The following is a 17732-nucleotide window of genomic DNA, read 5'->3' as shown; positions in this document are numbered from 1 at the left end:
TTCGTGAGAACGGCTGAGTAAAAGAGTTAAAAATCAATTGATTCAGCGATTCTATTGCTACTTTCTTACGAATCATACCTTACTTTTGGCGGCTTCTTCGTTCTATTCTGTGTTTGTACAAACACCCCTTACTACATATAGATGAGTATTAAAGCCACCAGAACTGGTATCGTTCTGCGACCGGATCCAACACGAGTGTTATTTCGCCCGTTTGATCTGGGCAGCACGACTCGTACCTTGAAAATAATTGCCCGCGTGGGCAGCATGAGTGATAATGAAGCCGAACAGAAACTCGATGAGGTAATTCGCGAGTTTGGGGGGAGGCACTATAAACTGGAGCGGTTCCTTCTTCAGCGGTTCGAGCAGATCAAACCCCAACTATTGACCGACGAACCACTGCCCGAAGATCGTAAGTTGCTGCTGGGTGCTTATTTTACCATGGAATACTCGCTCGAATCGGCTGCGCTGTTCAACCCGTCCATGATCTGGCATCCCGATCAGAGCAACGTGCCACCGGGTTTCAAACGATTCATTTTAAGCTTGCGCGCTACCGGAGAAGGGCATATCTCGTCCATTTCTTTTCGAATGGGATACATTGACGACGCGGGAAAAATCATCCTGCGAACCCCCTCCCGCTATGTAACCTCGCCCGATATGGTACCTAACCATCGCTTCAACCGGGCTATGTTTGAACGAAAACTCTACGAGCTGCGGCTGGAAAACAGTATTCAGGAAAAGATGATGATTGGCCTGGGCGACGAATTCAGCCTGGACGAACTCGAAGCACAAATAAAGCGGGTCCTGGCACAATTCCGCTACAATGCCGAGTACGAAACCATTGCCAGTGGTTTGACAGCGTTGGCAAAATCGAACTACGAAATTCACTTCGAAGACGACCAGAGCCTGGACGAACGCTGCATTTTCCCCACCTCTCCCAACGAAACCAACGGTATTGAAGATGCCCGTTTTGTGCAGTTCACCGAGGACGATGGACAGGTTACCTACTACGCCACCTACACAGCTTACAATGGAAAGGTAACGTTTCCCCAGTTAGTGGCGACCAAAGACTTTACCCATTTCAGCGTGAGTACGCTCAACGGAGCCGAAGTTTCCAATAAAGGAATGGCCCTGTTTCCGCGTAAGATCAATGGGAAATATGCCATGATTTCGCGGCAGGACGGCGAGAATATTTACCTGATGTACTCCGACGATCTGTACTTCTGGCAAACCAAAGAGTTGTTGCTGAAACCAACGTATCACTGGGAGTATGTACAACTGGGCAACTGCGGCTCGCCCATCGAAACGGAAGCAGGCTGGTTAGTACTGAGTCATGGCGTAGGGCCTATGCGGAAGTATGCCATCGGTGCATTCCTGCTCGACCTCAATGACCCCAGCAAAGTAATTGGTCGTACGAAAGAGCCGATCCTGAGTCCCGACGAAAACGAACGGGAGGGCTACGTGCCCAACGTGGTGTATAGTTGCGGTGGACTCATCAACAACGACGAACTGATTATTCCTTACGCCATGGCCGACTACGCCAGTAGCTTTGCCACTGTAAACGTACAGGAATTGTTAGCGGAGCTGACGGGTAAAAGTAAACCGGAAACGACCAAAACAGCGGTTATCTGACCCAAAACGTATACATAACGTGACTCCGGTATGGGGATCGCTTTGCCTGGCAAAGTAACCTCCATACCGGAGTCACGTTATTTTAAGTATTTCCAGTCCTGTCTCTAAAAAGATGGAATGTCGGCAGTAGCACAGAGTCAGCAGACCGACGCAACTGATTGACCAACGCTATGCTTTACCGGGCAATCGCTGTAAACATTAGATGGGGGTTACCCGGTTTCTTTTAAATACAACATCAATACCGAATACAATGCTCTGTTCTTACTCCTCACAGCGGCTGTTTTTGCTTCTGCTTCTATTAGCAGGTACGTACCTGACTGGCTCAGCCCAGGTAACGTCAGATCAGAACTCCACCAACGCCCCGGCAACAACACCCGTTACCAAACCAGAACCAGCCGCCAAACCGATGCTACGCATGAACCTGTCGGATGATGGGAAGCACTTTATTCAGGTAACGTTTCTCAATCAGCTATGGCTGCGGTATAACGACAGTAACCCCGGTACCAGCGTGTATGAAACAGCGAAACCGTCAACCTTCGATGTGAGCCTGCGCCGGACCCGGATTCAGCTATTCGGTCAGCTAACCGATCGGGTTTTCTTCTACGCACAGTTTGGGCAGAATAACTTCAACTACCTGTCGGCGCGTAAGAACGGCACGTTTTTTCATGATGTGATTGGTGAATACGCCGTTGTGCCCGGCCACTTCTCGCTGGGTGGTGGGCTAACGGCCTGGAGTGGTCTTTCGCGCTATGCCTCGCCGAGTGTGGGTACCATTTTGGGTATGGATGCTCCGCTATACCAGCAGGCAACTAACGATGCAACCGACCAGTTTCTGCGGAAACTGAGTGTTTACGCCAAAGGAAAACTGGGTAAACTGGATTACCGGATTGCCTTGACCAATCCACTACCGATTCAGACCTCTACTATGGCCCCAACGGTGGTAACCAGAAATGCTGATTTCTCGCTGGATGCCCCCAGTAACCAGGTACAGGGTTATTTCTCGTACCAGTTTTTCGATCAGGAATCAAACCTGACTCCGTACAATACGGGTTCCTACCTGGGTCAGAAGCGGGTTTTTAACGTTGGAGCCGGTTTTATTACGCAGCCCGGTGCTATGGCTCACCTCGACGCACAGGGTCAGGTAGTCAATACGGCCATGAACCTGCTTGCGGTCGATGTTTTCTACGATGCGCCCATCAACCGGGAAAAAAGTTCGGCGGTTACGCTGTACGGCAGCTACGCCCATTATGACTTTGGACCGGGCTACATCCGTAATCTGGGGGTCAACAACCCGGCCAATGGAGTCGTAGCGGGGCAGGGTTCATTCAACGGGTCTGGCAATGCGTTTCCCATGATTGGTACGGGGGACATTTTCTTCGGGCAAGCCGGGTATCTACTACCAAAAAGCAAACCAGCAAGCTGCCAACTACAGCCTTATGCTTCCCTAATGATGGCTAATTACGACCGATTGGCCAGTACGATGGTGAGTTATGACCTGGGCCTTAACTGGCTGGTGAATGGGCACGGCAGTAAGTTTTCGCTGAATTATCAGAATCGTCCCATCTTCGGACTGGCCGATACCACCACGGGTTTAGCCCCTCACACCGGAAGCAAGGGAGCGGTGGTACTGCAATACCAGATTTATGTTCAATAGCCTACAACTCAATCTGTGATAAAGCACAAAACCCGGCTACCTGAAAAGCGATTAGGTTTTGTGTCTCACCGGCGTACCAGTGCAGGCTCACTGTGGTACACCGGTTTGACTGGATAAATTTCAGGCAACCGAATAACTATAGACTACAGATAAGCCTTGACCAATTTTTTCTTGGCCTGATAATCCAACCCTATCCAAATTGCCAGAACACACAGCGAAGCACTCAAAAAAAGCGGAATCAGGTAGACGTTCTGAACGGGTAGGATAAGGCCAAGCCACATAGCACCAACACTGATCAGGACAGACATGACCGCAAACGATTTGGTATTATAGAACCAGGCATAAGGCAAAAAGTGGGCACCCGTAATGATGACGTACACCATGATAAAATGTTCGGTATGCCTGAGATAGACAAACACAAGAATAGGAAAATACACTAACTGAGCGAAGTTAAGCCAGAGACCCAGCGGTTGAATCGGATTGTCGGGCATGTTCCAGCTGGTGCGCATCAGTTTCGAGAATACCCAGGCCAGGGGCAGCATCAGCCCACCTGCATAAAATGTTAGTAGCCCCCTGGAGCCAGTGGAGTAGGGCAACGTCCAGATATACGTGATCAACAGCCAGATGAGGATCGCGGCAACAATGAAATTGAGACCATTCTTAGCCTTGACAGTCAAGTCAAGACGCAGCAAATCGAGGTCAGATTTTGTAAAAGAGGGCATAGCAGTTTTGTTAGGTCGTATAAAGATTACCCTAACAACACGACCTGTGAAGCCGTTAATGATGAATGGTCAATTTGCCAATCCAGCTTGTATAAATCCGTTTTAGCACAAGTTGTACTTTGTGTTCGTACCGCCCAAACTCATTTTTGCATCTGTAAAAAGAAGACCAGATCGGCGAGTTCGGTTTTAGTGAGTATACCCCCGTAGGCGGGCATCTCTCCCCCACCATTGACAATCCGGACCGCTAACTGGTTTGCCGTCCAGGTGCGTCCAATCGCGCTCAGGTTCGGGCCTTTCAATCCACCGTACCCTTTTATCTGGTGGCAGTACTGACAGCCCTTTTTGTAGAACAGCACCGTACCCCGTTGCAGTTTTGGACTGGCGTAGTGGACAAACTGCGCCAGCGGCTTCGTTTTGAACCGGGGCGACCAGGGTTCTATTTCTCCCACTACCAGCAAACTCCCCACAAAAATAACAACGCATACGACCCCAAACACCGCCCAGGGTCGGCGGATGGGGCTACGCTCTCCTTTACCCGACACAAACGGCAGCGCCAGCAACGACAGGACCGCCACGATTGGCCCCACAAAAATAACAAAAGACTCAATCTGGGGCGGCATCAGCGCGAACAGGGCGAAAATAGGTAACATGTACCAGTCCGGGGCGGGTGAGGTGTTGACGATGGACGGGTCGGGGGGTTGTGTTAATGCCGGTGGCCCTATCATCACGGCCAGCCCTACAATAGCCAGAATGACCAGTGCGCCAAACATAGTGTCTCGCCAGGCAGCATCGGGCCAGAAGGGAACACCCTCGCGTTTGAGCATGTCGTCATACCATTTCCGGTATGTTTTCGGGTCGACCGGCCGACCGGCTTTTGGTGGTTCCGATATGCCATTGCGGAACACCAGATACAGATGAAACCCCACGAACATAAAAATGAGCGCGGGGAACAGAAAGACGTGGAACGAAAAGAACCGGCTTAGCGACTGCGCCCCGATGGTGTCGCCCCCAATCAGTAAGCGAGCCAGCGTGGTGCCCACCAGCGGAATACGGCCCAGATTTTCAGCCGCCACCACCGACGACCAAACGCCGTTGGAATCCCAGCGCAGTAGCTGGCCCGTAAAACCCATGATAATGGTCAGAAACAGCAGGAAAACCCCGCTAATCCAGCTCATCTCGCGCGGGTATTTGTAAGAGGCTGTTATGTATACCCGAATCATGTGAATACCCACCAGAATGATCATACCCGATGCGCCGAAGAAGTGAATCCCCCGCAGCACCCGGCCAAAAGCGGCCTGATCGGTAATGAACTTCAGGGATTCATATGCCCCTTCTGAAGAGGGTTGGTAGAGCAGCGACAGACCAACGCCCGTAACGACCTGTAAAATAAAGCAAAACAGTGTGCCACTCCCGAATACATACGCCCATTTGGCACCGGGCGGCACAAGGTGTCTGGCCAGCGGGCCGATGGTTTCAGACAGGCCCGTCCGGTCATCAATCCAGTGCCAGATGGAACGAAGAATTTTCATACGGTCGAGTTATCGCCAAAGTTGGTAATAGGAATTGGAGCCGTGCCGACCTGCACCTGACCCTGCTCCACCCGAACTGCGTACTGAGGCAGGGGTATGGGTGGTGGACCAGCGGCTACGGAGCCATCTTTATAATACACCCCGCCGTGGCAGGGGCACATGAATAGTTCGGCGTCTTTCTCCCAGCGTACCGGGCACCCCAGATGCGTACAGTTTACCGAGAACACCGTGAATTTATTATCTTCCTCGTGCCGCACCCAGGCTGCGGTACGGGCCGTGGTACCCGCCCAGGTTTTAGGGTCGGCATTTTCGAAGGTCACGAGTTTAGTAGTACCCACCGGAAACTCGTCTGGTGAACCTACGCTACGCCATAGTTCAGGCTTGGCTTCCAGCAGCGGGGCAATCAAAGCCCCTACCACCGGCACGCTTACGGCTACGGCTGCCAGACCGCCTAAACCCAGACTTACTTTCATCATAAAATCCCGGCGGCTATCGTCGTTCGCATCTGCCTTATTCTTGCTCATGTCGCAGTTCGGTTATCCACCCCATCAGGGCAATGATCATCACTACCAGCCCGGCCACGCTGATTATCCAGCTAGTCAGTATACCCCACACCAGAAATGATACGCCCAGTGCCAGAAAGAAAGGCCAGTAAGCGGGTCTGGGTAATTTTTTCGGGCGTGCGGTCTTCCAGTTGGCACGGTCCTGGATTCGGCGTTGTTTCTCTTCTTCGTCCATATTACTCTTTTCCTAGTGTTCGATGACCGGTTTGCACATTGGATTCGATAGCCCAGGCTACCGGCTGCTTCTCCCCAAGCCAGTTTATCAGTAAATACAAAACCCCCGACAGGTAAATAAAGCAACCCGGAACCCACATCAGCAGGCCCGCCAGTTGCTGGTCGGTGCTTCGGTTCAGGTTCCAGTCCGTATTGAGTTGATGAGCAATACCGAAATAATCCGGCCCACCGTAGACCTGATAAACACCGACCGGCGCAAACGTGATCAACATACCCAGTAAAGAGCAGCCGACGCAGGCTGTAAACAGGTACCCCACCCCCATTAATGGGTGAACCCGGTACGAAGGCATCGGCCCCAGAATGGGCCAGGCAAAGCAGACACCCGCCACCAGCAGACTAACCGGTTGTATGATGTGCAGTAAATTTGCCAGTGGATTTTCGGCTGTTCCGGTCAGTGTACACAGGGGAATCGTAGCCGCAGCCGGGCGGGAAACCATCAGGTCATGCACCAGGGGAATGTGCCAGAACCACATAGTGACCAGGCAAAGCAGCCAGCCAAACCACGGCTTTTGCCGAAAGAACACAGAGATAGCTTTCCAGGATTTTCCGCTATCAGTTTGGCTGGGTAATCCCAGTACTAATAGCGGGGCCGCTACCAATAGCAACAGCATATGCCCAGCCATATGAGCGCTCAACAGGTAGTACATACCCAGATAGTGCAACGGCGACGTTTGTACCAGCAAGACTAAAACTACCCCTGAAAAATATAGCCCCGCACCCGGCTTCAACCGCCAGCCTGACAAGTATCCGTATCCCAAACCCAGTCCGGATACAACCAGCATACTGACCAGATCGAACGTCCAGAAATTAATGAGCAGGTTCATAACTATTTCATGTTTACGACGTGTGGCAGGATATAGACCAGTGTAAAAACGATGACCCAGACGATATCCACAAAGTGCCAGTAGATACCCACCGCACTGATAACGCTGGATTGTGGCCGGTCGAAATCACCCAGGAAAGTCAGGTACAACACAACCGCCAGCATGATAAGGCCAATAAACACGTGCAGCCCGTGAAAACCCGTCAGCGTGAAAAACCCAGTTGCGAACGTGCCTTTACTAACAACCAACTGATTGACGAGTAAATGGTTATATTCCATCCCCTGCCCAAACAGAAAGATAACACCCAGCCCGACCGTAGCGGCCAACCACCCTTTCAGCGAACCAATTTGCCCGTTTCGATGGCTGATTTCAGCCCGCCAGAAGGTAAAACTGCTTGCCAGTAGTAACACAGTAAAAGCCCCCGTCTTTGTCAAATCCAGTAGAGCCAGCGATTTAGGATCGAAGCCGGGGAAGTAAGCGAAATACACGAACCCCATCATCAGGGCCAGAAAGAAAATCGCTTCGGAGCCGACTACCAGTTTCATCATTAGTTTAGATTCCATGAGCGTCGCTGTTAAGTACCGTATTTATCGTCCGTTGATTTCTTATGGTCGCCAATTTCAGGGTGGTTCAGGTCGTGCAAGGGTCGGAAACTGAATACGGGTGGCAGGGTATCGAAATTTTTCAGCTGCGGGGGCGATGTTGTCAGCCACTCGAAGGTATAGCCATCCCACGGATTGTCCGACGCTCGTTTTCCCCGCCTGAGTGCTTCATACAGCAGGTACAGAAATACCAGCATCGACACTCCCATCAGAAAAGCACCTAGTGATGAAATCAGGTTCAGTAACCCAAAACCGGGCAGGTTCGGGAACGTATACACCCGCCGGGGCATCCCGATAACGCCCAGAATATGCTGCATGAAAAAAGTCAGGTTGAAGCCAATGACGAACAGCCAGAAAAACCAGCGACCCAGTTTTTCATTGAGCATCCTCCCCGTCATCTTGGGAAACCAGTAAAACAGCCCGGAAAGTAACCCGAACAGACTACCGCCCAGAAAAACGTAGTGCAAATGCGCCACCACGTAATACGTATCGGTCAATTGCCAGTCGATGGGGACAATGGCGAATGAAATACCACTCAGCCCACCAATGGTAAACTCGACCAGAAAGGACGTGGCGAAGAGCATAGCCGTCGTGAACCGGATAGAACCGCCCCACATGGTACCCAGCCAGTTGAAAATTTTCACGCCCGTCGGAATGCCGATCAGCATGCTACTGGCCGCAAAAAAGCTGTTCATCGTATTGCCCATTCCCGTAGCAAACATATGGTGTACCCACACCCCAAAAGCCAGTAGCGCAATGGCAAAACCCGACCCCACCACGAAGGGATACCCAAAAATCGGCTTGCGCGAATACACCTGAATCACTTCGGAGATGATGCCAAACGGAGGCAGCACCACGATGTACACCTCCGGGTGACCAAACAGCCAGAACAGATGTTGCCAGAGCAACGCCGAGCCGCCACTGGCGGTATTGAAAAAATGCCCATCCAGCTGCCGGTCAATCAGGAGCATCACCAGCGCAGCATTGAGCGACGGAAACGCGGCCAGAATCAGAAAGCCGTTGATAAAAACCATCCAGACAAAAATGGGCAGATAGCGATATTTAAAGCCATGAGAACGCAGCGAAATAATAGTTACGATCAGGTTAGCTCCCGTACCCACCGTACCGATACCCGCCAGCAACAGGCCAATGCAATAGTAATCAATGCCTGGTTGCGACGAGTACTGCATCTGATTGAGCGGGGCGTAGTTGAACCAGCCCGCGTTCGGTGCGCCACCAGCCAGGAAGCTGAAATACAACAGCAACCCACCAAAAAAGGCAATCCAGAAACTGAAGGCATTGAGTCGGGGAAAGGCCATTTCGTTCGCGCCAATCATCAGCGGGGTCAGGTAGACCGAGAAACCCAGAATGGCCGGTGTCAGCACGAAAAATATCATGGTCGTGCCGTGCATGGTAAACAGCTGATTATACGCTTCCGGTCCCAGAAACTGGTTTTCCGGTGCCATCAACTGTACCCGCATCAGCAACGCCAGCGCCCCGCCTACCAACAGGTAGAACAGCGACATGAGCAGGTACAGGATACCAATCTGCTTATGATCCACCGACGAAATCCACTGCAACAGCCCCTGACTGCTGTTAACACCCGCACCGGGTAGCGGTGCCTGTGGTTCCGGTATGGTTACGTCCGTTATCATTTGAGCGTCGTTAAATAATCTACCAGCACGTTGATGCTGTCTTTCGAATAAATAAACCGGGGCATTTTGGCTCCGGGTTTCACAGCTTGTGGGTCCTGTAGCCACCGGCGCAGGTTCTCGCGGGTGTTGGGCATCATTCCCGACAGCATCGTTTGCCGACTGGCGAAATGCGTCAGGTCAGGCCCCACATTGCCATTGGCTACCGTTCCGCGAATGCGGTGACAGGTGCCGCAGGTTTCCCGGTTGAAGAAAGCAGCACCCGCCACCGCCGATGCGGTCGTGGGCGTAACGGCGTTCTGTTGTCGCTCCCGTACCCATTGCTGGTATTCAGCTTCGGGCTGAGCCACTACCCGAATGCGCATCCATGCGTGTTGTGCTCCGCAGAACTCACTGCACGCTCCTTCGTACACACCCGGCTTGCGGATGGTTACCCACAGGTGATTCGTCCGGCCCGGAATAGCATCCATTTTCGCACCCAGTTCCGGCACCCACCAGTCATGAATAACGTCAGCCGCTTCTATGTGCATCAGTATTCTGCGCCCCACCGGCAAATGAATTTCGTTAGCTACAACAGCGTTTTTACCGGCGTATTGCGCTTCCCACCAGAACTGATGCCCCCGAATGACGACTTCCGGCTTAAGGCCATCGGCAGGGGGCAACACGGTTTGCATGGTGGAAAGGGTCAGGTAAAAAAAACCCCCGACCAGCAGTGTGGGGATAGTAATCATAACCCCTTCCACCACTTTGTTGCCCGTGAACTGCCGGGGTTCGGGGTCGCCGGGTTTACCCCTGAATTTAACAGATACATAAATCAGCAGGCCGATAACCGTAAGCAATATGCCCACCGACGCAATAATAAAGTAGAGTGTCAGCGTCGTAATTTCGCTGGCTTCTGAGGAGGCCGATGAGAAAATGGACGGTATGAGCAGAGATAATAGCATTCAGTTTTTGAGAAGCTGTTTTTGTCATTCCAACGCGGCATAAATGACAATAGACTATAAATGAATCAGCGCCAGGCCTGTTTCTTCGTCATACTGCCGATGAAGATAGGCTGGTGATTCCGTCAGGACTACTTCCAGGGTTGGAAATACGGTTGCCGAAAGCACATGGCCACCGTGCGCCGTTCCGTCCGATTTGCCTACCACAACGTGGGCATGAATCTGCACCTCACCATCGGGTTTGAGCGAAATATCGCCCATCAGGGTAAGCACTTCAACCTGCTCCCGTACATCTATCTTTTTATAGTTCTTTTTTGTTACGTCGAAATACCCCAGCAGCACATCGCTAAAGGCACCAATAGCCGTAAAGTGACTGGCCGACAAGCTATTGGAGCTGGCAAATTCTTTCAGTTTCTCAATTACCTCATCGCCTTTGTCGAAAATGAGCGCGTAGGTTTTCTGCTGGTCATCGTTGAGTAGTTTACTTTTCATCCTGGTATCGGGGTTATTCAGTATAGGCGATAGTTGTCATCAGGGCGTTGGCATCCTGCCGGGAATCCAGCCGGGTGTGCTGCACCACAATGGGCACGTCGGACCGGATGAGGCTGGCGTAGTCGGTATCCAGGGGTATCGGTTCCGGGTCGGTTAGGTTATTAAAGCGGACATGCTTTGTTCGCCGGGGTTCTACGGTGAAGATATAAGGCCCCGCCGGTTCCCGGTCTTCAAAGTACACTGTAATTTCGATGTGAGCCTCCTGGTCTGAGGTGTTCAGAAAACAGGCTGCTTCGTGGCTGAGCATCTGTGGTTCGGGCCCATTGCTCCTACCGGGAATATATCCTTCGGCAATAGCCCATATTTTTTTACCAATTTCCATAGTGATTATAGCTCATAACCCATCAGGATCTAAAAACCGATAGGGCTCGTTTTAACGTTTCTTCAAAAAAATACTTATCAGTACCACGCCCATTGCCGCCACGCCTAGTGCTACCGCCAGCCGCTCTTTTTTGATAGCCTTTCCTTTCAGTTTCATGTCCTCCACATATTTCTTTTCAGGAAAGACAGTGGTTTTTGGCCCTTTTTGTTCGCGCAGGGCCATTTGTAAGACCTGGGCAAGGTGCATACCCTGCCGGTTGGTTCCCTGCTCGATCTGCTCGCGGCAGCTAAACCCATCGGCTATCACCAGCGTATCGGCAGCGGCAGCGCGCACGGCGGGCAGTAGTACGCGCTCCCCGGCCGCTAAACCAACGTCGTATTGCTGGCCTTCCAGATAGCCGAAATAACCCGCCATGCCGCAGCAACCCGAATCCAGCATCTGGTAGTCGAGTTTCATATCGCCCATTAGTTTTTCTTCGGCCTCCGTTTTCATCACCGCCTTGTGGTGGCAGTGCCCGTGTACAACCGCTTTACGTTTTAATTTGGGCACCCTGAAATCAGGCGCTTTCTTTTCTAGAAACTCAGCCAGCGTAAATGTGTTTTGACGCAGGCGTTTGGCATCGTCGTATTCGGGGTACAGGTTGCAGAGTTCGTTTTTGAATACTGACACGCAACTCGGCTCCAGCCCCACAATGGGCGTACCGGCCCGGATGTCGGCCTGTAACGTTGTCATAATATCGCGTAGCATCCGCTTGGCCGTGTCCAGCATTCCAAAGTCATATAACGGGCGGCCGCAGCACAGGATTTGATTCGGCACAACCACTTCAAAACCAGCCGCTTCCAGCACTTCATGGCCCGCTACCAGGGTCTGGGGCAGAAAAAAATTATTGAACGTATCGGCCCACAAAATAACGCGGGGTCTGCCGGTACTATCCAGCTTGTGCTCCCGCCGATACCAGTCGCGGAAGGTTTGAACGGCGAATTTCGGGATGCTTCGTTTCTGCGTTACGCCAGCCGCTTTTTTAGCCAGTGGAGCCGTTAGTGGATTATGCATAAAGAAGTTTACGACCTCCGGCACCACCGAAGCCAAACGCGACCACCAGTAAATCCAGCCAAACGCATAGGCCGACCGGGGCCGCAGCCTGTTGTCGTAATAGTGCGACAAAAACTCCGATTTATAGGTAGCCATGTCTACATGAACGGGGCATTCGCCGAGGCAGCCTTTACAGGCCAGACACAAATCGAGCGCGTCTTTTACGTTATCGCTGTGAAAACCATCGGACAGTTCATCGCCCTGGAGCATCTCGAACAGCAGCCGGGCGCGGCCGCGCGTAGCGTGTTCCTCCTCCCGCGTAACCATGTAGCTGGGGCACATGGTGCCGCCTTCGTGCTTGCGGCAGTTACCCACGCCCACGCAACGGAGTGTAGCCCGCGCAAACGAGCCCTTGTCGTCAGGAAATTTGAAGTGGGTCATTACCTGAGGTGGGCTATAATCGGTGCCGAGCCGCAGGTGTTCAGTTTCGCCGTAGGCATCAATAGCCTTGCCCGGGTTCATTTTGTTGGTCGGGTCCCAGATGGCCTTAAACTCCCGGAACGCCTGCACCAGTTCGGGGCCGTACATGATTTCGAGCAGATCGGCGCGGGCCTGCCCATCACCGTGTTCGCCCGACAGGGAGCCCCCGTAGCTGACCACTAGTTTTGCCGCTTCTTCGGTAAAACGCTGGTATTTTTCGATGCCTTCAGCCGTAACCAAATCAAAGTTTATCCGGCAGTGAATACAGCCCTGCCCAAAATGGCCGTAAAGCGCGGCCTCATAGTCGTATTTGTTGAACAGGTCGCGTAGGTCTCTGAGGTAATCGCCCACTTTATCGGGCGCAATGGAGGAATCTTCCCAGCCCGGCCATGTATCATCCATACCCGGCACAAAAGCCGTTGCACCCAGGCCCGATTCGCGAATTTCCCAGAGTTTTTTCTCCTGCGCCGGGTCATCGAATAAACTCATATTGGGCGGATTATCCTGTTTTTTGAGGTCGTCCATAAGCACCCTGGCTTTGTTGTCGGAGTCCTCTTTGGAATCACCGCCAAACTCCACCATCAGCCAGCCTTTGCCATCAGGCAGCAGGGTGAGGTCATCCACGTTCAGTCCCCGCTTTTCCATATAGCCAATCAACTGGTCGTCAATACCTTCCAGACCGATAGGCTGATGCTTCATGGATTTTGGCGCGTTTTTTCCCGCATCATATACATCGGGATAGCCCAAAACGACCAAAGACCGCGCTTTAGGATTGGGCATCAGCATCAGCGTGGCTTCCAGCATCACCACGCAGGTGCCCTCCGTGCCCACCAACGCCCGCGCTACGTTGAAGCCCTTTTCGGGCAGCAACTCATCTAAATTAAACCCCGACGAACGACGCGGAATCTGCGGCATTTTCTGCCGGATAACGTCGGCGTATTTGTCGCGCAGGGCCTTTAACTTGGCGTAGATTTCGCCCTTCCGTCCGCCCGCTTCAATAATCTGTTCCAGTTCATCTTCGCTCGTAGGGCCAACGTCCATAATGGAACCATCGTAAATCAATACTTTAAGCGAATGCGTATTATCTGACGAACGTGCCCCAATACCCGCCCACTGCGACATAACGGAGTGGATACCACAGGAGTTATTACCCAGCATTCCGCCCAGCGTACAGTGGCTGTGCGTGGCAGGGTCGGGACCGAAGGTGAGTCCGTATTTTTTGTTCGTTTCGCCCCGCATGGAGTCCAGCACAATTCCGGGCTGCACGGTAACGGTTTTCTGGTCGGGGTCGATATTCAAAATCTTATTGTAATACTTCGACATATCCATGACTACTGCCACGTTACAGCCCTGCCCAGCCAAACTTGTTCCGCCCCCCCGCGAAAGAATCGGGGCGTTGTATTTTCGGCAGAGAGCGACAGTCTGTACGATGTCGTCATCGTCATGAGGCAGCACCACGCCAATGGGCACCTGCCGATAGTTGGAGCCGTCGGTAGAGTAAGTAGCGCGGCTACCCCGGTCAAACCGGACTTCGCCTTTAACCATCAGCCGCAGCTCGGCTTCTAAAGCGTTTACATCAATACCCGTTTCTTCGCGCAGGTGGTTCTTTTGAGTACGGGTTGCTCTGGCTTCTTCAGGTGTTTCTGTTACCATAATAAGTAGTAGTCATTGTTTGTCATTTGTGGTCATTCACTGCATGTCATTAGTAATCAGTCATCTTTTTCAATGAATGACCATTGACGGACGCGCAGCTAACGATGTGCAGTAGATGACCACTTAATGGCTAAACTTTAAACTTCTCAGCATCTGCCTTTTTTAGCTCCAATCCTAAACCGGGACGGCTCAAATCAGGCGATAAGTACCCATCCACAGGCTTTTGAACGCCATCGAAAAAAAGGTTCTCAATCCGGGCGTGGTCGTGGAAATATTCCCCCACAACATACCGGTTCAGCGCTAGTGACGGGTGCAGATGCAGTGCCGGGGCGCAGTGAAATGAATAAGGCAACTGCTCCGCTTCCGTCAGATAACCCGTTTTCAGAAAGCCCGTGATTCCCCCGCATCGGGTCGCATCGGCCTGAAGCACATCTACCGCACCATAATGCAGCATAGCGGCAAAATACTCGATGCTGTACCCGTATTCGCCAGCCGCTATCTGTATGGAAGCCGGGGCATGATTGCGAATAAAGGCTAGCCCGTTCAAATTGTCGGACGAGACAGGTTCCTCAAGCCAGGTAACACCCTGTTGCACAAATGTTTCAGCTTGGGCAAGGGCGGTTTTTACGTCGTAGGCCCCGTTGGCATCTACCATCAGATCCACATCGGGGCCAATGGCTTCGCGGGCGGTTTTTACCCGTTCTACGTCGGCCTTTGGGTCTCGCCCGATTTTCATTTTTACTTTTTTCAGTCCATCCTCCGCCCAGTCCCCGAGTTGCCGTTGCAACTGCTCGTGCGAATAGGACGTGAATCCACCACTGCCATAGACCAATGCCTTATCCCGCACCTTGCCCAGCAACACGCAGAGCGGTAGGTCGAGAAGTTTGGCTTTCAAATCCCAGAGCGCATTATCCACCGCTGAAAGAGCCATGTACGCCATGCCGCAACTGCCTTCATTCCGAATAGTCATGGCCATATCAAGCCACCGCGCCGGGATATCGAACGCGTCTTTGCCGGTAACGACAGGAGCCAGTTTCTGCCGGATAAACTGCCCTGCCGCTTCGTGGGCGTATGTATACCCCATCCCTCGCTTGTTACCCGCTTCTATTTCGACCAGCACTATCGTTGTGCTGTTCCAGTCCAGCGTACCGTCGGCTTCGGGCGCATCAGTGGGGACAGTGTATACGGAAACGGTGAGCGCGGAAATAGTCATTGGCTAGGCTGTCATTAATGGTCATTGCCTGTCATTCGCTTTGCGTCATTAGCTGGTCATTCGTAGCGTCAAGTTGGATGACACGAAGTAAATGACAGGCGATAACGCCGGGGGAGTGACAAAAAACTAATGTGGCAAAAACGTGTCTGCTACTTCTTTCAAGCTCTGTTTGATGATGCCCCCTTCTTTTGGGTCACCTTTGACCAGCGTTTTGGCAAACTGGAATGCCTGATCGAAGCTGATGTGGGGCGGCAGCGTCGGTACATTGGGGTCGGTGACAGCTTCCAGAATGGCGGGGCGGTCGGCATTCAGGACCTGATCCCAGGCATCGGCTACTTTATCGGGGTCATCGACTTTCACACCTTTCAGGCCAAGCATTTCGGCGTACTGCGCGTACGGAAAATCGGGCACCTCCTGTGAACCCGTATACTCCGGATTGCCCGACATGATGCGCTGCTCCCACGTTACCTGATTTAGATCGCAGTTTTTGAGCACCATAATTACCAGGCGCGGATCTTTCCAGCGTTTCCAGTATTTAGCGATGGTAATCAGACCATTGATGCCCAGCATCTGCATGGCCCCGTCGCCCACGAGGGCAATGGGAATACGGTCGGGGTAAGCAAATTTGGCCGCAATAACATACGGAACACCGGGGCACATAGTGGCCAGATTACCCGACAGCGAAGCCATCATACCCTCCCGAATTTTCAGATCGCGGGCAAACCAGTTGGCCGACGATCCCGAATCAGCGGCCAGAATGCAGTTGTCGGGGAGTTTGGGCGACAATTCCCAGAACACGCGTTGTGGGTTGATGGGATTGGCCGCGTTCATGGCACGGGCCTCCAGCACTTTCCAGTAATCTTTACTATTTTCCTCGATGGTTTCGCGCCACGAACGGTCTTTTTTGTACTCGATGAGTGGAATTAGTGCTTCCAGCGTGGCTTTACTATCGCCAATCAGGTTTAATTCCATTGGATAGCGCAGGCTGAGCATTTTCCCGTCGATGTCGATCTGAACGCCCCGCGCCTGCCCCTCTTTGGGCAGAAATTCCGAGTACGGGAAACTACTGCCAATCATCAGCAGGGTATCGCAATCGTTCATCATGTCTGAACTGGGCTCCGTACCGAGCAACCCGATGGAGCCGGTTACGTAGGGAATATCATCGGGCAGGGCGGCTTTACCGAGCAGGGCTTTGGCTACGCCCGCGCCGAGTTTCTCGGCAATTCGTTTAACCTGTTCACCCGCGCCAATAGCCCCGGCGCCAATCAGAATGGCTACTTTTTTGCCTTCGTTCAGGATTTGCGCAGCCCGTTCCAGTTCACTTTTGGGCGGCACAGGAGCGCTTACTGCGTGACCAACGCCCGTAAATACGCTGCCGTGCTCGCGGGGGGGAGCTTCAACAGCGTCCATTTCCTGCAAATCATTGGGTAGGATAACGCAGGTAACGGTGCGTTCCGCTTTGGCAATGCGCACGGCCCGGTCAATTACCTGTCGGGCCTGCGCGGGTTCGGTAACCATGTGTACGTATTCACCGGCCACGTCTTTAAACAGCGAAATCAGGTCAATTTCCTGCTGGTAGCTGCCGCCCAGCGCCCGCCGGGCCTGCTGCCCCACAATGGCAACTACGGACTGATGGTCCATTTTGGCATCGTATAGTCCATTGAGCAGATGCACCGCACCGGGGCCGGAAGTGGCCATACAAACACCAACTTCGCCGGTAAATTTGGAATGGGCACAGGCCATAAACGCAGCCATTTCCTCGTGCCGTACCTGCACAAAATCCATTTTGTCACCCGCCCGGTCCAGCGCGCCCATTACGCCGTTGATGCCATCACCGGGAAAGCCAAAGATGCGGGTAATACCCCATTCGTTTAGCCGTTCGAGTATGTAATCACTTACTTGTTTTGCCATGATAGAAAAGAGTTAAGTGAAAAGGATACCTACAGAATACCAACCTGATAGAGTGGAGGAGGTTTTTTATTTAACGGAATTTTAACAAATAGTCCGAGCCACAGCCGGATCGAGGTTTTGACCCGCTTTTCATCAACCCAAAGCATGAGAAAATAGCCTTCTTTGACCCGTATAACCGATAGGTTTGCCGCGTCAAATTCATCTTTTTTAGTAATCCCG

At 52.4% G+C, this 17732-nt stretch carries 15 protein-coding genes; 2 read left to right on the top strand and 13 right to left on the bottom strand.

Features of this window, described 5'->3' with window-relative positions:
- The first annotated feature begins 141 nt into the window (after positions 1 to 141).
- Both B157_RS0100735 and B157_RS0100730 read left to right on the top strand, forming a co-directional pair.
- Positions 142 to 1629, top strand: a complete 1488-nt coding sequence (locus B157_RS0100735; protein ID WP_020601456.1) for a glycoside hydrolase family 130 protein — start codon at positions 142 to 144, stop codon at positions 1627 to 1629.
- A 250-nt stretch (positions 1630 to 1879) separates the two neighbouring features.
- Positions 1880 to 3283, top strand: coding sequence for a hypothetical protein (locus B157_RS0100730; RefSeq protein ID WP_157618256.1), 1404 nt, complete (start codon positions 1880 to 1882; stop codon positions 3281 to 3283).
- Between the two features lie 143 nt (positions 3284 to 3426).
- Here the strand turns inward: B157_RS0100730 and B157_RS0100725 are convergent, their stop codons facing one another.
- The 13 genes from B157_RS0100725 to B157_RS0100665 form a co-directional block, all read right to left on the bottom strand.
- Entirely contained in the window at positions 3427 to 4005 is a 579-nt protein-coding gene (locus B157_RS0100725) for a DUF7010 family protein (RefSeq protein WP_020601454.1), read from the bottom strand.
- A gap of 140 nt (positions 4006 to 4145) precedes the next feature.
- Positions 4146 to 5534: a cytochrome b N-terminal domain-containing protein gene (locus B157_RS0100720; RefSeq protein ID WP_020601453.1), complete on the bottom strand. Its 1389-nt coding sequence runs from the start codon at positions 5532 to 5534 to the stop codon at positions 4146 to 4148.
- Entirely contained in the window at positions 5531 to 6058 is a 528-nt protein-coding gene (locus tag B157_RS0100715; protein WP_020601452.1) for a QcrA and Rieske domain-containing protein, read from the bottom strand. Before B157_RS0100715 ends, B157_RS0100720 begins: the two co-directional genes overlap by 4 nt.
- On the bottom strand, positions 6045 to 6272 hold the full coding sequence (gene ctaF / locus B157_RS0100710) for an aa3-type cytochrome oxidase subunit IV (RefSeq protein ID WP_020601451.1): 228 nt from the start codon (positions 6270 to 6272) through the stop codon (positions 6045 to 6047). Before ctaF ends, B157_RS0100715 begins: the two co-directional genes overlap by 14 nt.
- A gap of 1 nt (position 6273) precedes the next feature.
- Positions 6274 to 7155, bottom strand: coding sequence for a cytochrome c oxidase assembly protein (locus B157_RS0100705; RefSeq protein ID WP_020601450.1), 882 nt, complete (start codon positions 7153 to 7155; stop codon positions 6274 to 6276).
- 2 nt (positions 7156 to 7157) lie between these two features.
- Positions 7158 to 7718 carry a cytochrome c oxidase subunit 3 gene (locus B157_RS0100700; protein ID WP_020601449.1) on the bottom strand — a complete coding sequence of 187 codons (561 nt, stop codon included), beginning with the start codon at positions 7716 to 7718 and terminating at the stop codon, positions 7158 to 7160.
- An 11-nt stretch (positions 7719 to 7729) separates the two neighbouring features.
- Positions 7730 to 9412 (bottom strand): cytochrome c oxidase subunit I, encoded by a 1683-nt coding sequence (gene ctaD, locus B157_RS0100695; RefSeq protein WP_020601448.1) that lies wholly within the window; start codon positions 9410 to 9412, stop codon positions 7730 to 7732.
- Positions 9409 to 10353: a cytochrome c oxidase subunit II gene (gene coxB, locus B157_RS0100690; RefSeq protein WP_020601447.1), complete on the bottom strand. Its 945-nt coding sequence runs from the start codon at positions 10351 to 10353 to the stop codon at positions 9409 to 9411. Before coxB ends, ctaD begins: the two co-directional genes overlap by 4 nt.
- A 54-nt stretch (positions 10354 to 10407) precedes the next feature.
- The gene (locus tag B157_RS0100685) at positions 10408 to 10842 is read right to left on the bottom strand and encodes a PPC domain-containing DNA-binding protein (protein WP_020601446.1); all 435 of its coding nucleotides are present in this window, start codon (positions 10840 to 10842) and stop codon (positions 10408 to 10410) included.
- A gap of 13 nt (positions 10843 to 10855) precedes the next feature.
- Positions 10856 to 11224: a sensory rhodopsin transducer gene (locus B157_RS0100680; RefSeq protein WP_020601445.1), complete on the bottom strand. Its 369-nt coding sequence runs from the start codon at positions 11222 to 11224 to the stop codon at positions 10856 to 10858.
- Between the two features lie 51 nt (positions 11225 to 11275).
- Positions 11276 to 14389: an FAD-binding and (Fe-S)-binding domain-containing protein gene (locus B157_RS0100675; RefSeq protein WP_020601444.1), complete on the bottom strand. Its 3114-nt coding sequence runs from the start codon at positions 14387 to 14389 to the stop codon at positions 11276 to 11278.
- 130 nt (positions 14390 to 14519) lie between these two features.
- Entirely contained in the window at positions 14520 to 15602 is a 1083-nt protein-coding gene (locus B157_RS0100670) for an enolase C-terminal domain-like protein (protein WP_020601443.1), read from the bottom strand.
- Between the two features lie 126 nt (positions 15603 to 15728).
- Positions 15729 to 17513, bottom strand: coding sequence for a thiamine pyrophosphate-requiring protein (locus B157_RS0100665; RefSeq protein ID WP_020601442.1), 1785 nt, complete (start codon positions 17511 to 17513; stop codon positions 15729 to 15731).
- Positions 17514 to 17732: the final 219 nt, after the last annotated feature.

This window comes from Spirosoma spitsbergense DSM 19989 (assembly GCF_000374085.1).
In the GTDB taxonomy this organism is placed as follows: Bacteria; Bacteroidota; Bacteroidia; order Cytophagales; family Spirosomataceae; genus Spirosoma; species Spirosoma spitsbergense.
This window is presented reverse-complemented; position numbering and strand designations above follow the sequence as displayed.